The 17579-nt window shown below is 44.5% G+C and carries 18 protein-coding genes; 7 read left to right on the top strand and 11 right to left on the bottom strand.

Annotated features, from left to right (window positions below; genetic code table 11):
• Positions 1-621 precede the first annotated feature (621 nt).
• Positions 622-1524, top strand: coding sequence for a GyrI-like domain-containing protein (locus FIU99_RS22470; protein ID WP_006961704.1), 903 nt, complete (start codon positions 622-624; stop codon positions 1522-1524).
• Between the two features lie 92 nt (positions 1525-1616).
• Here the strand turns inward: FIU99_RS22470 and FIU99_RS22475 are convergent, their stop codons facing one another.
• A complete protein-coding gene (locus FIU99_RS22475) occupies positions 1617-2216 on the bottom strand; it encodes a LysE family translocator (RefSeq protein ID WP_006961703.1) in 600 nt (199 codons plus the stop codon).
• 121 nt (positions 2217-2337) lie between these two features.
• Between FIU99_RS22475 and FIU99_RS22480 the strand changes: the two genes are divergently transcribed.
• Entirely contained in the window at positions 2338-2820 is a 483-nt protein-coding gene (locus tag FIU99_RS22480; protein WP_006961702.1) for an Lrp/AsnC family transcriptional regulator, read from the top strand.
• 148 nt (positions 2821-2968) lie between these two features.
• Here the strand turns inward: FIU99_RS22480 and FIU99_RS22485 are convergent, their stop codons facing one another.
• Both FIU99_RS22485 and FIU99_RS22490 read right to left on the bottom strand, forming a co-directional pair.
• On the bottom strand, positions 2969-3838 hold the full coding sequence (locus tag FIU99_RS22485) for an SDR family oxidoreductase (protein ID WP_006961701.1): 870 nt from the start codon (positions 3836-3838) through the stop codon (positions 2969-2971).
• Positions 3839-3933: 95 nt separating this feature from the next.
• Positions 3934-4551 carry a hypothetical protein gene (locus tag FIU99_RS22490; RefSeq protein ID WP_006961700.1) on the bottom strand — a complete coding sequence of 206 codons (618 nt, stop codon included), beginning with the start codon at positions 4549-4551 and terminating at the stop codon, positions 3934-3936.
• A 207-nt stretch (positions 4552-4758) separates the two neighbouring features.
• Here FIU99_RS22490 and FIU99_RS22495 point away from each other — a divergent pair, with 207 nt between their 5' ends.
• Positions 4759-5307: a TetR/AcrR family transcriptional regulator gene (locus FIU99_RS22495; RefSeq protein ID WP_006961699.1), complete on the top strand. Its 549-nt coding sequence runs from the start codon at positions 4759-4761 to the stop codon at positions 5305-5307.
• A 150-nt stretch (positions 5308-5457) separates the two neighbouring features.
• Here the strand turns inward: FIU99_RS22495 and FIU99_RS22500 are convergent, their stop codons facing one another.
• The 5 genes from FIU99_RS22500 to FIU99_RS22520 all read right to left on the bottom strand — a co-directional run bounded on the left by FIU99_RS22500 (position 5458) and on the right by FIU99_RS22520 (position 9564).
• Positions 5458-5796 (bottom strand): hypothetical protein, encoded by a 339-nt coding sequence (locus FIU99_RS22500; RefSeq protein WP_006961698.1) that lies wholly within the window; start codon positions 5794-5796, stop codon positions 5458-5460.
• A gap of 188 nt (positions 5797-5984) precedes the next feature.
• Entirely contained in the window at positions 5985-6674 is a 690-nt protein-coding gene (locus FIU99_RS22505; protein ID WP_006961697.1) for an SDR family oxidoreductase, read from the bottom strand.
• Positions 6675-6797: 123 nt separating this feature from the next.
• Entirely contained in the window at positions 6798-7496 is a 699-nt protein-coding gene (locus tag FIU99_RS22510; RefSeq protein WP_006961694.1) for an IclR family transcriptional regulator, read from the bottom strand.
• A 281-nt stretch (positions 7497-7777) separates the two neighbouring features.
• Positions 7778-8593, bottom strand: a complete 816-nt coding sequence (locus tag FIU99_RS22515) for an SDR family oxidoreductase (RefSeq protein ID WP_006961693.1) — start codon at positions 8591-8593, stop codon at positions 7778-7780.
• A gap of 41 nt (positions 8594-8634) precedes the next feature.
• Positions 8635-9564: a S9 family peptidase gene (locus tag FIU99_RS22520; protein ID WP_006961692.1), complete on the bottom strand. Its 930-nt coding sequence runs from the start codon at positions 9562-9564 to the stop codon at positions 8635-8637.
• A gap of 147 nt (positions 9565-9711) precedes the next feature.
• Here FIU99_RS22520 and FIU99_RS22525 point away from each other — a divergent pair, with 147 nt between their 5' ends.
• The gene (locus FIU99_RS22525; protein WP_006961691.1) at positions 9712-10644 is read left to right on the top strand and encodes a LysR family transcriptional regulator; all 933 of its coding nucleotides are present in this window, start codon (positions 9712-9714) and stop codon (positions 10642-10644) included.
• Between the two features lie 223 nt (positions 10645-10867).
• Here FIU99_RS22525 and FIU99_RS22530 read toward each other — a convergent pair whose 3' ends face one another.
• Positions 10868-11158 carry a putative quinol monooxygenase gene (locus FIU99_RS22530; protein WP_006961690.1) on the bottom strand — a complete coding sequence of 97 codons (291 nt, stop codon included), beginning with the start codon at positions 11156-11158 and terminating at the stop codon, positions 10868-10870.
• Between the two features lie 31 nt (positions 11159-11189).
• Entirely contained in the window at positions 11190-11849 is a 660-nt protein-coding gene (locus tag FIU99_RS22535) for a nitroreductase family protein (protein ID WP_006961689.1), read from the bottom strand.
• 236 nt (positions 11850-12085) lie between these two features.
• Between FIU99_RS22535 and FIU99_RS22540 the strand changes: the two genes are divergently transcribed.
• Complete coding sequence (locus FIU99_RS22540) at positions 12086-12646, top strand: SOS response-associated peptidase (RefSeq protein WP_152472558.1); 561 nt, start codon at positions 12086-12088, stop codon at positions 12644-12646.
• Here FIU99_RS22540 and FIU99_RS22545 read toward each other — a convergent pair.
• Positions 12643-13290, bottom strand: coding sequence for a MurR/RpiR family transcriptional regulator (locus FIU99_RS22545; protein WP_006961687.1), 648 nt, complete (start codon positions 13288-13290; stop codon positions 12643-12645). The genes FIU99_RS22540 and FIU99_RS22545 overlap by 4 nt on opposite strands.
• A gap of 172 nt (positions 13291-13462) precedes the next feature.
• Here FIU99_RS22545 and FIU99_RS22550 point away from each other — a divergent pair, with 172 nt between their 5' ends.
• Both FIU99_RS22550 and FIU99_RS22555 read left to right on the top strand, forming a co-directional pair.
• On the top strand, positions 13463-14866 hold the full coding sequence (locus tag FIU99_RS22550) for a PTS fructose transporter subunit IIC (protein ID WP_152472559.1): 1404 nt from the start codon (positions 13463-13465) through the stop codon (positions 14864-14866).
• Between the two features lie 80 nt (positions 14867-14946).
• Entirely contained in the window at positions 14947-17568 is a 2622-nt protein-coding gene (locus FIU99_RS22555; RefSeq protein ID WP_006961672.1) for a glycoside hydrolase family 38 C-terminal domain-containing protein, read from the top strand.
• The last annotated feature ends 11 nt before the right edge of the window (positions 17569-17579 follow it).

Raw genomic sequence — 17579 nt, forward strand, 5'->3', positions numbered from 1 at the left:
TTGTCATGTCGTAACTCTAGGTTCATACTGACTCGCTATGTAGAAAAAGAGTTAGCAGCATGGCTAAAACATAGCGCTAAGAGTCAATGATGTTGAAAGACAAATTGGTGAACAAATCTATTGTGCCAGAATCGTTTGAGTAGATGTTCAGAGCACGTTTACTCAGTTAAATATCAGTGCGATTCTTGATGTTGTTTTTTGTAATACTATCTACGTCGGATGCTTTGAAACATCCACCTCCTTTTAGAGGCTTGCGGGAAAACATAACGCCAATAGCGAGCATAGCCATGAAGCTCAGAAAAATCATGATTGTCAGAAATAAAGTCATAAAACTATCTCCTGTTTGCAGCTCCTAAGTCCATATTCCTCTTTTTTATTTTCTTTACAATGGTCATTTTGTAACCACTCATGATCTACTAAACACAACTCTCTGTATATCAGTCAGATACCTACTATTACTGTTATATCACCCTCCAGCCTGCTATGTGCGGCTGGAGGGTGCTGAAAGTTGTTCTTGTCTGAGGCGAATCGAGACACGCTATACATTTATCCAATCATAGCTTTGAAGCGAGCGTGCTGTGGGGTAGGCTTTTCAGCAAATTAAGCAAGGATGAACCAAGAATGCGCGTTGATTACAAAAAACGGCTAACTCCAGTCATTCGCTATCTGGAAAAACATTTTAACCAACCTTTAAACCTGCCAGAAGTCGCCGCCTTGGCTAACCTCTCTCCATACCATTTTCACCGCACGTTTAAAGCGGTACAGGGTGAGACTCTGGCTGACTACATTCGTCGTCTGAGACTGGCCGCCGCCGCTGATGATCTGTTCAAGTCTAAGCAACCAATACTCAACATTGCACTTGAGTATGGTTTCTCCTCTTCGCAGAGTCTGGCTAAGGCATTCAAGCAGCACTATGGCGTAACACCAACTGAGTTTAGAGATTGTGAAAACTATCAAGAATTTTCCAAACTGGCGCGAAACAGCAAGATTGGACACACGTTGCGCAAGAATGGAAACGAAGGCGAGAGTGGCGATCCATATACTGGCTCGGAACCAACGATGTGGAGCAAGACAATGGAAATTCAAAAGTTTGAAGCAACAAAATTAGCCTATGTTCGAGTTACTGGTCCTTATGGCGAAGGCTATCAGGAACCATCAAGTCGCCTTTATCAGTGGGCTGGAATGAAGGGACTGGCTGAAAACACCTGTATCTTTATTTTCCACGACAATCCAGAAATTACCCCAAATGATAAGTGCCGTACCGATATCTGCTTAATGGTGCCAGAGGGCACGGAAGTACCGGGCAATATAGAACTGCAGGATTTTCCGGGTGGCGATTACGCGGTTATGCGTCAGAAGATTACCGAGCCTACTCAGTACTCAAAAGCATGGGATGATCTAATGAGTAACGTGATTAATTCTGGAATGGAAAACGATGATCGACCTTGTTTCGAGCTTTATCACAGTTATGACCCAGTGACTCAACACTCCGATGTGAGCTTTTGTACTGCGATTAAGCAGTAACTGATTAAGGTAGCGTATCCCGATAAAAAGCCTTCATTTATTGAAGGCTTTTCTATTTGTCCAGCAATCTCGCGAGTCTTGGCGAAAGGTCGTTAGATCGGTTGAGTGACCACAAACACCGCGACTGCTGCCAAACTGCCGGCAAAACAACGGTTCACCATCACCATTTTCTCAGGAGAGTTGATCAGGCGCGTCAACATTGAGCCAAAGTAAGCCCAGACCAACATACCAATGACACCCGTTATCACCATCACTCCAATAATAAACACCACCTGAGCGATATAGTTACTGCTAGGCGAGACGAATTGGGAAAACACTGTGATGGATGCGACCCAGCTTTTCGGGTTAAGGATCTGTACTAAGACGCCGGACAACAGGCCGGACTTTTTCACACTGGTATCACTGTCGAGTTCCATATGGGCAATACCCCATGCCATGTATAGCAAATACGCGGCACCAAGCCACTTCAAGACTAGGTACAACGTCGGATAGAGATTCAGTAGCCCTGCAACGCCAAGGCTGGCTCCAGCGAGAATGGCGATCACACCAACTGCGTTACCGACGATAAAAGGTAAGGTCGCACCTACACCATAGCGGCTAGAAAGACCAATCAAAGCGATATTCCCCGCGCCAGGGGTCATCGAAATTGATACTGCGAACAGCATAAAAGCTGTCATTAACTGAGCACTCATTGCTCACTCCCAAAAAGTCATTGTTGCAATATGAGATCCAGTCTACCGATCTCCGCAGGAATAAAATTGCTATCTGGGTTATGGTATTCGTAAATTTGAGCAGACTATTTCTAAACAGGTCATGAAAAAGAAAGAATCAACCAATTTCGAGTTGGACAGTACAGATTTCTCCATTCTTGAACGTATCCAGAAAGATGGCCGTATCAGCAACAGCAAGTTAGCCGAAGAAGTTAATCTGAGTGAAACACCTTGCTGGCGACGCTGGAAGAAGATGGAACAAGAGGGTTATATCGAAGGTTATGCCGCAAGACTGAACCGTAAGAAGCTTGGCTTTCAGGTCTCGGGCTTCACTCTGGTGACACTGGGTAGCCATGAAGTAGAAAACACCGACCCGTTTGAAGACTATGTAGCGGTGTCAGACTGGATCACTATGTGTCACTGCATCGCTGGTGGCGCAGATTATATCGTACAGGTCGTGGCACAAGACTTAGATGAGTACTTTGAACGAATTAGTTCCATACGACGAGTCAAAGGCGTTAGCGCTATTCAGTCCAATGTATCGGTTAAAGAGATCAAGAGCACTTTCCATGTGCCTTTGAGTTAACGGGGCAATAAGGCTGGTTGGGGGGCTGACTTACAATTCCCCCTTTCTGAGGCCCTCTGAAAAAGCAGACTGTTGATAAGCGCTAATGCAGGCTTTTCTCTCTTCCGAAAAGTCTGTGCCCGATTATGTCTTAGACTCTTTACGATCACTAATTGTTATTCATCGTAAATAACTCTGCATAGTAATCGCTTATTTTATGTTTCCCATAAGTTGGAGCAATGGAGTCATTCCCCATAACAGTTAAGAAAAACTCTGTGGCACCACCCCATTTCTCAGGTAGACGCTCCACTAAACATAAAGCTACGCGTCTTAGATAGTCTGGTAATCGGACAATGCTCTCGTCTTTATGTTGGGCTTCAAAAGCAAACTGGGCAATTTGGGTTGTTGTTAATACTTCTGGGCCTCCTACATCTAATTCTTTCATATTCGACTGGATAGATTTGATGCAAAATTCAGCGAGATCTTCGCCATGTATCGGGTTTAACTTCATAGCCGAAGATCCAAAAATGTAAACGCTACCTTTGGTTGCCATGCGATAGATTTCTTCTAAATCAGAGAAGAAACCATTTGGTCTAATTACGCATGGTTGTAGTCTTTCTGAGCTAAGTAGACGGTCAGAAAATCTTTCTTTAGCTCTTAACATGCGAACATTGGTATATTTTTGTGCATTGAATGCTGAAATGTAGATAAACTTCTCTACGCCTGATTTTTCCGCCTCTACCAAGATATTAAAGTTGGCTTGGTAGTCAACATCCATATATTTCAAACCATCTCGTTGTCGGGTAATACCTAAGCAAGATATGACAACATCTATGTTCTTACATAAGTCCACAAGGGAATCAGGATCCGTTGCCTGCGCTTCAACTACCTGATGGTCATGCAACCCGAGATCAAGTAGCTTCTGTCTATTCCGGGCGAGAGCTTTAAAGTCATATTCTTCTCGCTGTAACTGTTTGATAATGTGTGAGCCTAGGTAGCCTGTTGCACCGACGACCAATACTCTTGGTGGTTCTAACATGTTTTGACCCTTAGGTATGGAGTTACGTACTCTCCGGATTGAATTACTTTGAAGCAACAGCGGACTAAATTTGTGTCACCATTGCTTCAGTGTCGTTAGCTTTCTAGTGTTGGACGATATGGCTCTTCTCTTACGCCATGAGAAAGCACTAACTTAATCATGTAAATGGGAGCAATCCACTCAAGACCGATAGGTGAAGGTATAAGTTGAGCAAGAATGATCGATAGCATTACGATCAACAGTGCGACAGGACGGTGTAGATACAAAGGTATAAAAAGCATAAATACAATTGATGCCATCATCATGCCATACCAAAAGAAAGCATAAGACCATGCGACGTCAAAACACAGTGGAATCGCGAACAATTGAAAATGGATTGCTGGGAATAGGAATTTACTTTTCACTAGTTTCCCCAACCAATTAACATCTAGGTCTTGATTGGTATGAAGGTAACGCTTCATTGAACCAAGCGAGTTCGTTAGCACACCACCAATCATATCTAAGGTTAAAACAGCGGCTACGATAATTTGTAGCACACTCCAATCAAGCTCTTTCCATGCAAAAAAGTATAGGATTGCTGGTGCGATGAATGCGGCATAATTTGCAATCGCACTCTCAGTTTTAGTCGCACCATAGCCCGTTGTGAAATTGAATTTACCATTGCACTGCCAGTTAATAGGTGCATCTTTTAAGGTAAGTTGATCTTTGTTCATGGTGTCCCCCTTTATCTGAAATAACTACGAACGAGTAATTATGTAATCTTATTTAGTCCGTGTGGTCTAAATAAGATTACTTGATCATTTTTGATCTTGTCAATGTTTTTAGTCCAGGTGGTCTTTTAAAGGTTTCGTTTTATCGACCAGTGGACTTTTAAACTCAGTGAGGATATAGTCCAGATGGACTTTAAAAGAGGCGAAATAATGCCAAAAATCGTAGATCGAGAAGCATACCGTAATGAACTTATCACCAAAGCCGTTGATGTTTTTTCAGAGCACGGGCTGAATGGATTAGGAATGCGAGGCATTGCAGAAGCTCTAGGCGTATCCAAAAGTGCTCTTTACCACTACTTCTCAAGTAAGGAAGAGCTATTTACTGCCTGTACAGAGTTTGTGCTAGAGCCTCACTCACTTTATGGCGTAGAGCGTAATTCAGCCCTACCTGAAGACAAAGGGCAAGCCATTACCCAATTGATAAAGGCTTTGGATAGTCGCTTTAGGGGCGAAATGACGGTGCTATTGGACTATGTTAAAAATAGAGACAGTCAAGACATAGCCAATGATCGGCTTCTAAAAATGGCAGATAGCAAATTTTTGGCAGAGCTACATAAAATTGTAGGTAAAGAGAATGCTAATCAGGCCTATGCTTTGTTATTGGGCGGTTTAATGACTCGACTACTAAATGGCAATCAAACCACAATCGAAGAGATAGCTTCTTGGATCCTCCAGCTTTCAGGAAGTGATGCGAGCTAGCAGATATTCTTGTTCTGTTCTGGGCAAAGTGAATTAAAGCAAAGTACTACACGTTTATGTCCAGAACCCTCACAGGCGACACTTCGTAACTCAAAAGTGCCCCAATCCTGATAGGGGACAACTTGCCGATTTCAACTTACTGAATAGCTTTCAGTGCATTCGAGTAATAAAGGTTTGCTCGTCATCCACAAAAGCGACAAAGCCGCCGTGGTAGATAAACACTCGACCACGTCCCTCAACTAAGCACGCAAGCTGTGGGTTTAAATCTTCTTCGTTATCACGGCTTTGAAAAGTGCCGGTATCAGTGATTACTCCGTCGAGTGAAGGCAAATATCCATAAGCGCGCTTGGCTTGATCAATCAGGCTCAATTCGCTGTCAGCAGAGAAGCAAGAGGGGATCGCACCAGCTTCTTCAATAAATAGAGGTTTCAGTTCTTTAAAGGCGGTAATCACCAGCCAATCGATGCCGTTAACATGATGGATAAACATAGAGTTTCTCGGTAATTCTGATGCGGGGATTGTATCACTATCAGGGGGGAGAGCGGAGTAGAGAATTAGTGGCTTTACTTAGCTACTACATCTGTACCCACTGCAGATTTTGTCTGGATTTTTCTGTCCATAGACATCCAGTACAGTTGAAAGGATGTCTATGAATTACACATATTAAAAATTGTTTATTACCACTCTATGTTTGAGCCATCAAATACTCGGAAGCTACCAGACCCTTCTAGTGTTAAAGACTCTGTCACATTGATGATACCTGCCACACTCTCTTGTGGAGTATAGGTTGCATCCTTCCCCCCCATATTTGTTTGAACCCAACCAGGATGAACCGCTAAGGTTTTAACCCCTTGTTCTGCTAGGTTTCGTGCTGCAGAGACTAGGATCTGGTTAAGCGCAGCTTTTGATGTACGGTAGCTATACATATTGCCAGAGCTGTTGTCACCAATGCTGGCAACTCGGCTTGAGATACCAACAATAGTTTTAAGCTTGCTAGCAGCAACATTTTCTCTAAGCGCTTGGATAAGAAGGGCTGGCGCAACGGTATTAATGTTCAAAACCTCAAGCCATTTGGACTGAGTCATTTCACCAAGTGTTGCACAATCTTCACCTAAAACACCTGCATTGAGGATTAAGTGATCAATTGGGCGATCTTTTAGCTGTTTGCCAAGTTGGTTAATATCCTGCTCAGAGGTCACGTCCAACTTAAGCAGTTCAATATTATGGGTTTCAGATAAGTTAACCAACTCACTTGCCTGCTCTGGGGCACGACAAGCAGCCAATACATTCCAGCCTTTTGCATGATATTGTTGAACAAACTCAAGGCCAAGACCACGATTAGCCCCAGTAATCAGTACAGTAAACATAATTTATCCTCAATAGGTTCTTTGGGTAAAAGAAGCCTATTACAGAGAGCTACGATTACCTCAAGATTGCATGGATAAATGGGCGAGATTCGACATTATCAAACTCAGCTTGGCTGAGCTCATCTACTTACTCAGAAAAGTACCGGCAAAATGGATGAGCCGCTCACGATTGAGTTCTTTTGCATTGCCACTTACGCCAGCGACGGCGACAAACTCACCATTTATATAAAGCGGGATAGCTAGACAATGAAGATCGGGCTCTGCTTGTTCCAGATCTAGGGCAAAGCCTTGCTTTTTCACTTCTGTAAGCTCTGCTTCAAGAGCGTTAGAGATCTGATTATTGAGCCGTAAATTTCGTAAAAGGCCCTCATCAAAAGCTAAAAACACTTTGCCGATAGCTGATGACGTTAACCCTTCACGTTTTCCACGCGGACTGCGAATAGTGAGAAGGTTATCTTGTTCGATAGCATCTATATAGAGATATTCTTGCAAGCCGCTTTGAACCGCTAGATAGGCAGTGTTATGGGTGAGCTGGGCCATTTTCCCGATGAGTGGGGCAAAGTGCGTTCGGATAGTCTCGTCCTTTTGTTCCAAAGGTTTAGATAGCTCGCGAAAGCGCAGCCCCAAGCTATAACCTTGTTTACTTTTCATCACATATCCAAGTGAATGAAGTGTTGCGAGCAAGCCGTGAACCGTTGTTTTGTTGATATCGACTCTGTTACTGATCTCTTGTAGAGAGAGTCCAGCTGGGTGAAGAGAAAGTACCTCAAGTATAGAGAAGGTACGCTCGATAGACTGAATACTACGGATTTTGGTTGTCATTAGCGTCTCTATGGAACTAGGTTAGATAAATCACTAAGACTTAATATAACCCACACAGCGCATCATAAATAAGTTGGGTTGGAGAGCTGAGAAAATTCGGCGGTAATTCTAGAGCAGTTCTGCCAAGGACCTTCACAGGCGACACTTCGTACCTCAAAAGTGCCCCTTTGCGTGCTAGGATGAAAGGTGGGCGGAGAAACCCTGTCGAATTTTGCCTAACATTTCTTAATGCTAATTCATGGATGTCTCCTCTCTTCTGTTGGGCGAATATTCTACTGAAATTAGATTCCAAGGTTAGTGATCATCATATCCTTGAATTCTGAATCGCCCATTTTTTCTCTAGCCCCAAGAACTTGTATCGCATCTCCACCAACAGGGTAACGCAGAGTAGATGAATCATCAGTAGCAGCTTGGAATATCTTGTCTGCGACCTCTTTTGGATCCTGTTGCAAAGTTGCAGCCATCGTCTGCATTGCAGTTTTTGCGATATGCAATTTATCAGAATAAGGGTTATTGTGTTCACCATTTGCCCAGGAAGCGGAACTGTTTATGTTTGTGCCAAACGCCCCTGGCTCAACCAGTTTAACGCCAATACCAAAAGGTAATAGTTCATATTGAAGCGACTCCGTAAGCCCTTCCACTGCGAACTTTGATGCGTGATAAAATGTCGTAAATGGAAATGCTACACGCCCAGCAATCGACGAGACATTAACAACCACTCCGTTCATGCTGGTGCGAAAATGTGGTAACAATGCTTTGGTAGTATCAACCAAGCCAAAAACGTTGACATCAAACTCTCTTCGCATTTGCTCATCAGACGTATACTCAAATACCCCCTGTAATGCATAGCCAGCATTGTTGACCAACACATCAATTTTGCCAAAGTGAGCAATACCATCAGATACCGCTTGGTCTATTGAACTTTTATCGGTCACATCTAACTTGAGCACTAATACGTTTTCGAGTGTATTCAATTCTTGTTCTTTTTCAGGTGTCCTCATTGTGGCGATAACGTTCCACCCTTCAGATTGAAATTTTTTAACCGCTAGCTTTCCAAAACCTGAGCTTGTACCTGTAATCAAAACAGTCTTTTTCATAATGGATCCTCAATGTATCGAGTAATGCTAATTCGCATGACTTAAAGTTTCATGTAGCGGTCAAACCATTCAATCATCTGCTCTGGGTGCTCACCACAGTAGTTGTAGCCGACAAAGCGTCTGGTATCACCGTCTTCTATCCAGTGCAGTTTCTTTTCCTCTGTAGGAATCAAGTCAAAGGTAGTTTGTACATCATCAGGCACTGTCCAAACATCATCTTTGTTCTGCACAATAAAAGTCGGGATGTGGAGGTTTTGCACATATTTATGTGGTGTCATGTCATCAAGTTTGATGCCTATGCTTTTCTCAACTTCTTCAGCAAATACATCAAAAAATGCACCTAGCCCCATACCATCTAACGCAACTTTAGACATGATGTTGATAGAAGCCGGCTGGGCGCAGACAAATGCTTTTATGTTTTCAGCATATTCAGGGTATTTATTCAGCGCGTTGATTGCGGCATTACCACCAGCACAAGGATTGAAAAGCCCGATTATCATATGTCGTAGATCCACTCGAGACTTCACGTACTCAAACGTAGCAATGACATCTTTATGCTCGTCACCAAAGCCTTGTCCCCAAGAGTTGTTCTTAGCATCGCCGCTTTCACCGTGACCACGTAAGTCGTATGCAAGTACGTTGTACCCAGCGTCATGAAGGACTTTATGAACATTACCGAATTTTACTTCGATGTCTTGAAACTGGCTCCAAGGAGCTTTATGTCCTGGGAAACCATAACGATTAAGAGTCGCAGGATGGTTACAAATGATCAGCTTTTCTGAACCTGTTTTCGGTATAAACCATGCCGCCAGCTCAACGCCATCTTCGGTCATATACCTAACGTCTTCATATGCAAGGCCGTAATTTTTTGGTGTTTCTAAAATTGGCGCTCTGTCAGCAGGAAGGCTCACGTAGCCTTTTGCCACCGCCGCTAACGTTGCTTTTTGTTCTTCATTTAATTGATTAGTCATTTCTATAACTCCTGCATATCTGATGTATTCAACAATCAGTTATCGTTCTTAATGAGTGTGTTTACTAGACTATATGTAACTTCAGGTGATAACTAGAAGGTGTTAAACTGAATAAATATCAACCTGAAGCTAACAATTGGGGTCAGTGTGCAAGAATTTAAAAATGATATTACTTACAACCAATTGATTTCTTTTAAGACGATTTATGAAGAAGGAAATATCAGTAAGGCTGCAAGACTGCTTGGTATCAGCTCCGCTTCTGTGAGTAATTCATTAAAAGTATTAGAGAAGAATGTAGGCGAACCTTTATTTAATCGTACTACTCGAGCTATCTCGCCAACAGAAGTCGGTAGACGATTGTATGAGTTAATTCATCCTAGCGTTGACGATTTAACAAACGCAATTGAGCTTGTTTGCGACCATAACAAAGCACCAAGTGGCAGCTTGTCACTAAATATGGCAAGAGACATTTACGATGTTTTTCTCAAAGACGTGCTTATGGATTTTCAGTTGCAGTTCCCGACTATCCAGCTCGAAATCACCCTATCTGATTCTTTTGACAGTCAAGTAGAGCATCACTTTGATATCGGCTTTCGTTTCGGAGAAACGGTCAATGACAGCATGATTGCTAAGCGCCTCAATAGTGGTGAACAACGAACAGAATTGGCACTGTTCGCCTCTCCTGACTATGTTAGCCGTTTTGGTGAACCAACTTCTGTCGATGAGCTTCAGCAACATTCAATGATCCAGTTTAGAGCCCCTTCAAGTCACAAGCTTCTGCCAATACGTTTACACAAAACGAAAGACAAGAGCAGTGAGCTTGTTTCATTACTGCCATCAAATACGGCCATGGTAGTCAATAACTCAAAGGTCATGGTTGACTGCGCATTAAAAGGAATCGGCATAGGCTACCTGATGGATGCAAGCATCAAAGACGAACTCTCAAGTGGGCAACTCGTCCCCATCTTAAAACAATATTGGTGCGAAGTACCCACCGTGTACATGTACTATGACCCGGAAAACCGGCAGACGCGTAGGGTGGCTTGTTTTCTTGAGTATATGTCTCAGCAATCTGTTTAACCCATGGGCTCGGTAACAGCTCAACAAGCAGTGCTTAATTAAACGACAGGATACTAATACTAATCGATAGGGTAGGAATCAACCCATCCCTGAAAATCGGAATTGTCCAAAAACTTGCTAAAACAATTGGCACATCTTTGTGAGCTTAATTTCTTTAGTGGAGTACCCCTCCACATACAAAAAAGCCGCTTAATGCGGCTTTTTTATCCCGATAACTCTGCGCTTAGGCTATATGCGTCATGCGGTTGATTGTGAAAGTCTCTACCGCGCCGTCAACAGCTGCGACGTAGTCAGCGATATGCGTGCTGGCGAGATGCGTATCCAGTGCGGCTTCTGACGTCCAGTTTTCATGGAAAACGAAATGTGCCGGGTTGTCGTTGTCTTGATGCAGATCGTAGTTGATGCAGCCATCTTCAGCGCGTGTTTTGTCGATCAGCTTGATTAGCTCAGCTTTAACCAATTCAACCTGGCCTTCTTTGGCAATGATATTGGCGATAATCGTTAACTTGCTCATGTGCTTACCTTTTTCGTCAATTTCTAATGCTTTACAGTGTTGTGATGACGTCTTCTAGAGGTAGACGTGCTTTTGGCAGGCCGTGGTTATAATCCTCACCGTCTTTGTGATAACCCAGTGCTAGAGCAAAATCACACACAAAGCCTTCTAACTCTTCTTTGAATTCTTCACCGATTAGCTCTGGGTCTACCCCTTCCATAGGTGTTGAAGCGATGCCCATACGCGCCAACGTGTGTAGCGTGTTACCCAGTGCGATATAGGTCTGAGCTTTTGTCCAATTACCGTTGAAACCTGTCTCATCTGTGTTGAGTTCCGCAAAGCCGAACGCACCATTTAGCATGTCATTGTATCGCTCTGCTGGCAGGTGGCCTGAGGTCACTTCTGCATCGACCACTTTTTTGTAGTTGTCTTTGGTAAAGCGAGGGTTGTGAGCAAACAAAATCGTATGAGACGCTTCTTTGGCATGCGGTTGGTTGAACTGGTGCATGTTGGCAAACGTGTTGTGGAAACGTTGTTTTGCTTCGTCACTTTCAAGAACGATGAACTTCCAAGGTTGTGAGTTGATAGAAGAAGCAGATAAACGAATCGCTTCTTTAATGACTTCCATATCTTCAGCAGAGATACGCTTACTTGCGTCGTATTTTTTTGCTGTGTAACGAGTATTTAGATCTTTGATGATTGGGTGAGTCATGTTGGCTCCTAGTTGAATTTAAATAATTGCATTAGGTCTCACGAACCGCTCGGACGATTTTGAACCCTTATTTCAAGTAAACGAACAAGCTCAAAAACTCGAAGACTTCGATATGAACAATGTCGATGGGCGTAGATTAACGACATTAAAGAAGGGGAAAAATAGCGAAAATTTCCAATCATTATGGAAATAATTGTCCATAATTAGACAGAGTGCTCGACAAGAGGTGGAGCAAGATGTGCGGACGCTTGAATGTAACGGATGATCCACTGGCAAGAGTGGTTTCCCAACTGGTGGGGATCGACTTCTTCCCTCAGATGAACCTTGACTTGAAACCGACTGAAAATGTCTCTGTGGTGGCGTTTGAAGCACAGGCGTATTGTCAGAAAGATATCAAGTGGGGAACTCGGCCTGAATGGACTAAGCGACTGATTATTAACGCTCAGTCAGAAACGGTGGCCAGTAAGCCCACATTTCGTAACGGATTTATCCGCAGGCGTGTCATTGTGCCTTGTAACGGTTGGTATGAGTGGTGTGAGAGTGGAGGAAAAAAGAACAAGTTCTTGTTTACCAATTCAGATGGCATGCCTCTGTATATGGCCGGAATTCTGGCGGATGATGGCAATTTGGTCATTCTGACTACAAGCCCGAACACACAATGCTTACCATACCATCATCGTATGCCATTTCTTGTCCCTGATATTGGTGTCGAGCAGTGGTTAACGGCAACGCCACAACAGGCACAAAGTTATCTTGAGTTAGCTTGGAGCGATGAACTTTTAATTACTGCGGTTTAATGCGTTAATAACGCGCGACCAATGGCATCAACGAGTTCAAGAATGTGGATTTGGGATTCTCGGCTGTATGGCGAGATACCATCGACTTGTTCAGCAAGATCTAAGTTGGTGCTGGCAATCCCTGCGAGTGTTGACCCTGTATGGCTGATCGCGAATACTTTCAAGCCTTTGCGTTTTGCATTGTGGGCCATATCCACCACAGACTGCGTTTCTCCCGATTTGCTGATCAGCATAACCGTACCACTTTCGGCGCGCGCCAGTTGGTGTATGTCTGTGATCACTAAGTGGGGAACATTCGCCAGTGATAGAAATCGCGAAAGGTAAGAGACGCTGACAATCGAGGCGCCACGGGAATATAGGTACACCACTGGCGACTGATCTAATGACTGGGCGATCTTTTCGATGCGTTGAATCTGGTCATCTTCTTCAATCACAGAGTTTGTCTGTTTTTTCAGATCATCGGCGAGCTTGTACCTGAGTTCCGTGTAACTGGCGTAGCCCATCTTCTTGCACACACGATTGACTGAGGTCGTCGTCGTGAGTGCTTTGTTTGCAATGGTCTTCGCAGAAATCTCAGCCAGCTCACTCGCGTGACTGATCAAGTACTCATAGATAACGCGCTCAATGCCCTTAAATGTATTCATCGCATACAATCATTAGTAATGAAATTGTCATTATTAGGCGCTAACTAGCAAATATTTTCCTTGATTGCTATCACAAAAGTATCGTCATACGTAGGTTGTATCAGGAAACTGTACCTTGGTACATGGAGGCTAAATATACTTGGCGGAGTTGATAAGAATACGGTGAACAACCATGAGTAAGAAAAAGCTCGTTGCAGTGACCGCTTGCCCTACCGGCATTGCACACACATTTATGGCAGCGAAAAAAATTCAGGCATGGGCTGAGAAGCAAGGCTACGAAGTCAAAGTTGAAACCCAGGGCAGTGATGGCGTTAAGAACAAGCTGACAGCGCATGATATTGCGACAGCAGACGGTGTGGTTCTGGCAGTTGATGTGCCGATCATGGACATGGAACGTTTTGATAATGCCAACCCGCTAAAAGTTCGCACTCAGGAATTGATTAAGCGCGTAGATGAACTCCTGCCAACCGTCTTCCTACGCGGTAAAGAGAAGTCTGACGCCGATATTGAAGTGGCAGAAGAAAAACGCTCCGCCTATCAGGTGGCAATTGGCCACATCATGACGGGCATCAGCTATATGTTGCCAGTGGTGGTACTTGGCGGCCTGTTAATGGCAGTCGCGAAGATCACGGGTGAATTTGTCGATATCTCCGGCACGCCAATCGAAACGCTCGATAAGCTTGGTTTTATGACCATCAAGTTTATGTACTCAATCTTTGCTGCGTATCTGGCGTATTCGATTGCGGGTAAACCGGCTCTGATTCCAGCCTTTATCGGCGGCATCATGAGTGATGAGGTCTACAAGCGCTTCTTTGACCTTGAAGGCTGGGCGCCATCGGGCTTCTTTGGCGCGATTGCGATTGGTTTCCTTGTTGGTTATCTGGTTCGTTACCTCAATGATGTGATCAAAGTGAAGTCAGAGCTGACCACGCTCAAGACTATGCTGTTGGTTCCAGCCGTCACAGGTGTCGTGATGGTGCTGACCATGGAATACGTGATCAACCCATTCTTTGGCGCTTTGAACATTGCGATGATTGAACTGTTCACTCAGGCAGGTGATGCAGGTCGCGGTATCTACTCAATGGTGATTGCTGCGGGTACTGCGTTTGACCTTGGCGGCCCGATCAACAAAGCTGCTGGCTCGGTGGCACTTGGCCTGAACGGCATGGGCGAAGGCTTTGACTTGATTGCTCGCGAACTGGGTATCGTTATTCCGCCGATTGGTGTTGGTCTGGCAGCGATTCTGGATGGCAAGTTCCGCAAACGTGTCTTTACTCCTGAAGAGCAGACGGTAGGTAAAACCTCACTGATGCTAGGTATGATCGGTATTTCAGAAGGCGCAATCCCATTCATTCTGAAGAATCCGAAGATGATTCCAATCATGATTCTGGGTTCTATCATCGGCACACAGCTCGCGGTTGTACTGGATGTATGGCAAAGCCTGCCACTACCAGCTGTATGGGGTTGGTTCCTATCTTCAGACCCAATCAGCTACACCATTTCCGTCTTCGCTGGCTCACTATTTATTGCAGTAGCACTACTGCTGTGTACTAAGCCACAAAGCGCTAACGCCTAACACGTCACTTACCAGAGGCTCTGCTCTCCAAAATTGAGCCTCTGGTAACAAGAATCAGAATTTAGATTAGAGAAACTCCCATGACTAAAGTACATGTCATTCCACATACTCACTGGGATCGTGAGTGGTATTTTACTCAGCAAGACAGTGACGTTTTAGCGACTTACAACTTCACCAAAGTGATTGAAACTTTGGAAAGTCAGGCAGATTACAGCTGCTATCACCTTGATGGTCAGTCTGCGATTGTAGAAGATTATCTGAAGGTTCTGCCGCATATGCGTGAGCGTATGGCACAGCTGGTGGCAGACAAAAAGCTATTCATTGGCCCTTGGTACACCCAGACCGATACCTACAACGTAGCGGGTGAGTCCATCATCCGTAACCTGAAATACGGCATGCACATCGCAGAAGAGTTGGGCCACAGCATGAAAGTCGGCTACCTGCCTGACACATTTGGTCATAACGCGCAAATGCCAACGCTATTCCGCGGTATGGGTATCGACAACATCGTCTTCTGGCGCGGTATTGATTATGACCAACATGTCAGCAAATCCCATTTCATGTGGCAATCTCACGGTGGCGATAAGATATACGCTTACAACCTAGTTCATGGTTACGGTGCAGCGAAGAACATCGTGCCGGATGCTGAGCATCTGGATAAGAAAATCTTCCCAATGATTGAGAAGATCAAGTCGTTGTCAGGCCTTGATGAAGTATTGATTCCATCGGGTGGCGACCAAGTCAATATCGACCCGAATTTGCCAGCCACGTTAGCGGCTGCGTCTGAGCGTTCTCCATCTGGCGATGTGTATTCTATTTCTTCGATGGAAAGCTTTGTCGATTTCCTACGCCGAAATAGTGAAGGGTTTGAGACTTACTATGGTGAGTTCAAAACACCACGCTACACACGTATTCACAAGACCATTGGTTCTGTGCGTTACGACATCAAAAAGCTTAACTTTGAGATCGAACAGTTCTTGCTCAAGAAGCTGGAAGTGGTGATTGCGATTGCCAAAGCACAGGGCATAACGGTACACACAGAGCTTGTGGACTTGGCATGGAAGAAGATCCTTGAGTGCCATGCGCACGACAGCATGGGTGGTTGTAATAGCGATGCGACCAACGCTGATATCATGCATCGTCTTAAGCAGGCGGAAGAAATCTGTCATGGTTTATACAACTTGGTGGTCAAAGAAATTGCCACTAATGCCTGTGATGATTCGGAAGTGATGATCTTCAACGGTCAGACAACGCCGTTTAGCGGCATTACCCGTGTTGTTGCGTTTTCCAAGCACGAATCCATCGCGCTAAGAGATGGCGAGAAAATCCTTAGCAGTGAAGTGGTCACTCGTGAAACACTAGATGGCGGTAAGGTCATCGAAGTGACTAAGGATGGCGAAAAAGAAGTGCCTGTTCCTCCTTACTACCGATTTGAGCTCAATGTTGATGTGGCAGATCTGCCAGCAATGGGTTATCAGGTATTTCAGGTAGTGGAAACAGATTGCGATACCCAAGTGCAGGTATCTGTTGCAACTCAGATTGAAAACAGCCAACTAGCGCTTTGGTTGGAAGATGGTCAGCTTAAGCTTAAAGATAAACGTTCAGAGCGTATTATTGAGCAGCTTATCCGCTTTGAAGAGCAGGCCGATGACGGCGATTCTTATGACTTCTCACCGCTGGAAGGCGATACGCCACTGTACACTAGTGAACTCAGCTGGGTTGAATCTCATGTGGGTGAAAGCCAGCAGTCGATGATCCTGAAAGCAAGTCTTGAGCTTCCGGAAAACCTAGAAGCTCGCCAGAACGGTGAAAAATCTGTTCTAGCGGAATTTATCGTTCGCTTGACGCTTACTCAAGGTAAACAATCGCTGGAAGTAGAGATCGATACGCTTAATCAGGTTGATGATCACCGTGTGCGCGTTTTGATTAATTCAGATGTTCAGACCGATACATCCATCAGCACTCAGCCATTTGCGTTGATGACTCGTCCAGTGGCACCAAATGTTGATGGCTGGCGTGACAGCTTCCGCGAATGTCCGGTAGACATTGAAACCACCGATGGCGCGATTGCGGTAGCGGCAGAGGATCGAGCTTTGATTGTTAACGGTCGTGGTTTGAAAGAGTTCCAGATCCTGAAAGGTGATACCAGTGACTTGATTGCTCTGACTTTGTTCAAGGCAACGGGCAAGCTTGGTAAAGATGACCTGTTATGGCGACCTGGCCGCGCCTCTGGCATCAACAACACCGTGGTGTACACGCCGGATGCTCAGTTGCAAAAATCCATGCAGTTCAGCTTTGCTATTGCGTTGGCGGACAACGCTGAGCATCAGACAATCCGAGAGCTGGAAAGTGAATATCTTGATAGCCCATTCAGCTACCAGAAACAGTCGCTCAATAGCTTTGAGAATCGTCTCGAACGTTTTCAGGTTAGATTTGATAGCCGCGAAGCTGAGAAAAAATTCAGCCTGTTTGAACTGAATCAGCCGTTGGTTTTATCCAGCGTTGGCCATTCATTCTATCAAGACAATGCGGTCATTGTGCGCCTATTTAATGCGACGGACAGTGAACAGCAACTCGATGTCACCGCGTTCGCTCATTTCGCTGATGTTGAGCGTGTCAATCACCGAGAGCAGAGTGTCGAGCAGAATTGGACAGTCAAACCAAACAATGCCATTGACCTGCGCGTTAGTTTCAAGATTTAACAGGTTGGAAT

Source organism: Vibrio sp. THAF64, from assembly GCF_009363455.1.
GTDB lineage: Bacteria > Pseudomonadota > Gammaproteobacteria > Enterobacterales > Vibrionaceae > Vibrio > Vibrio coralliilyticus.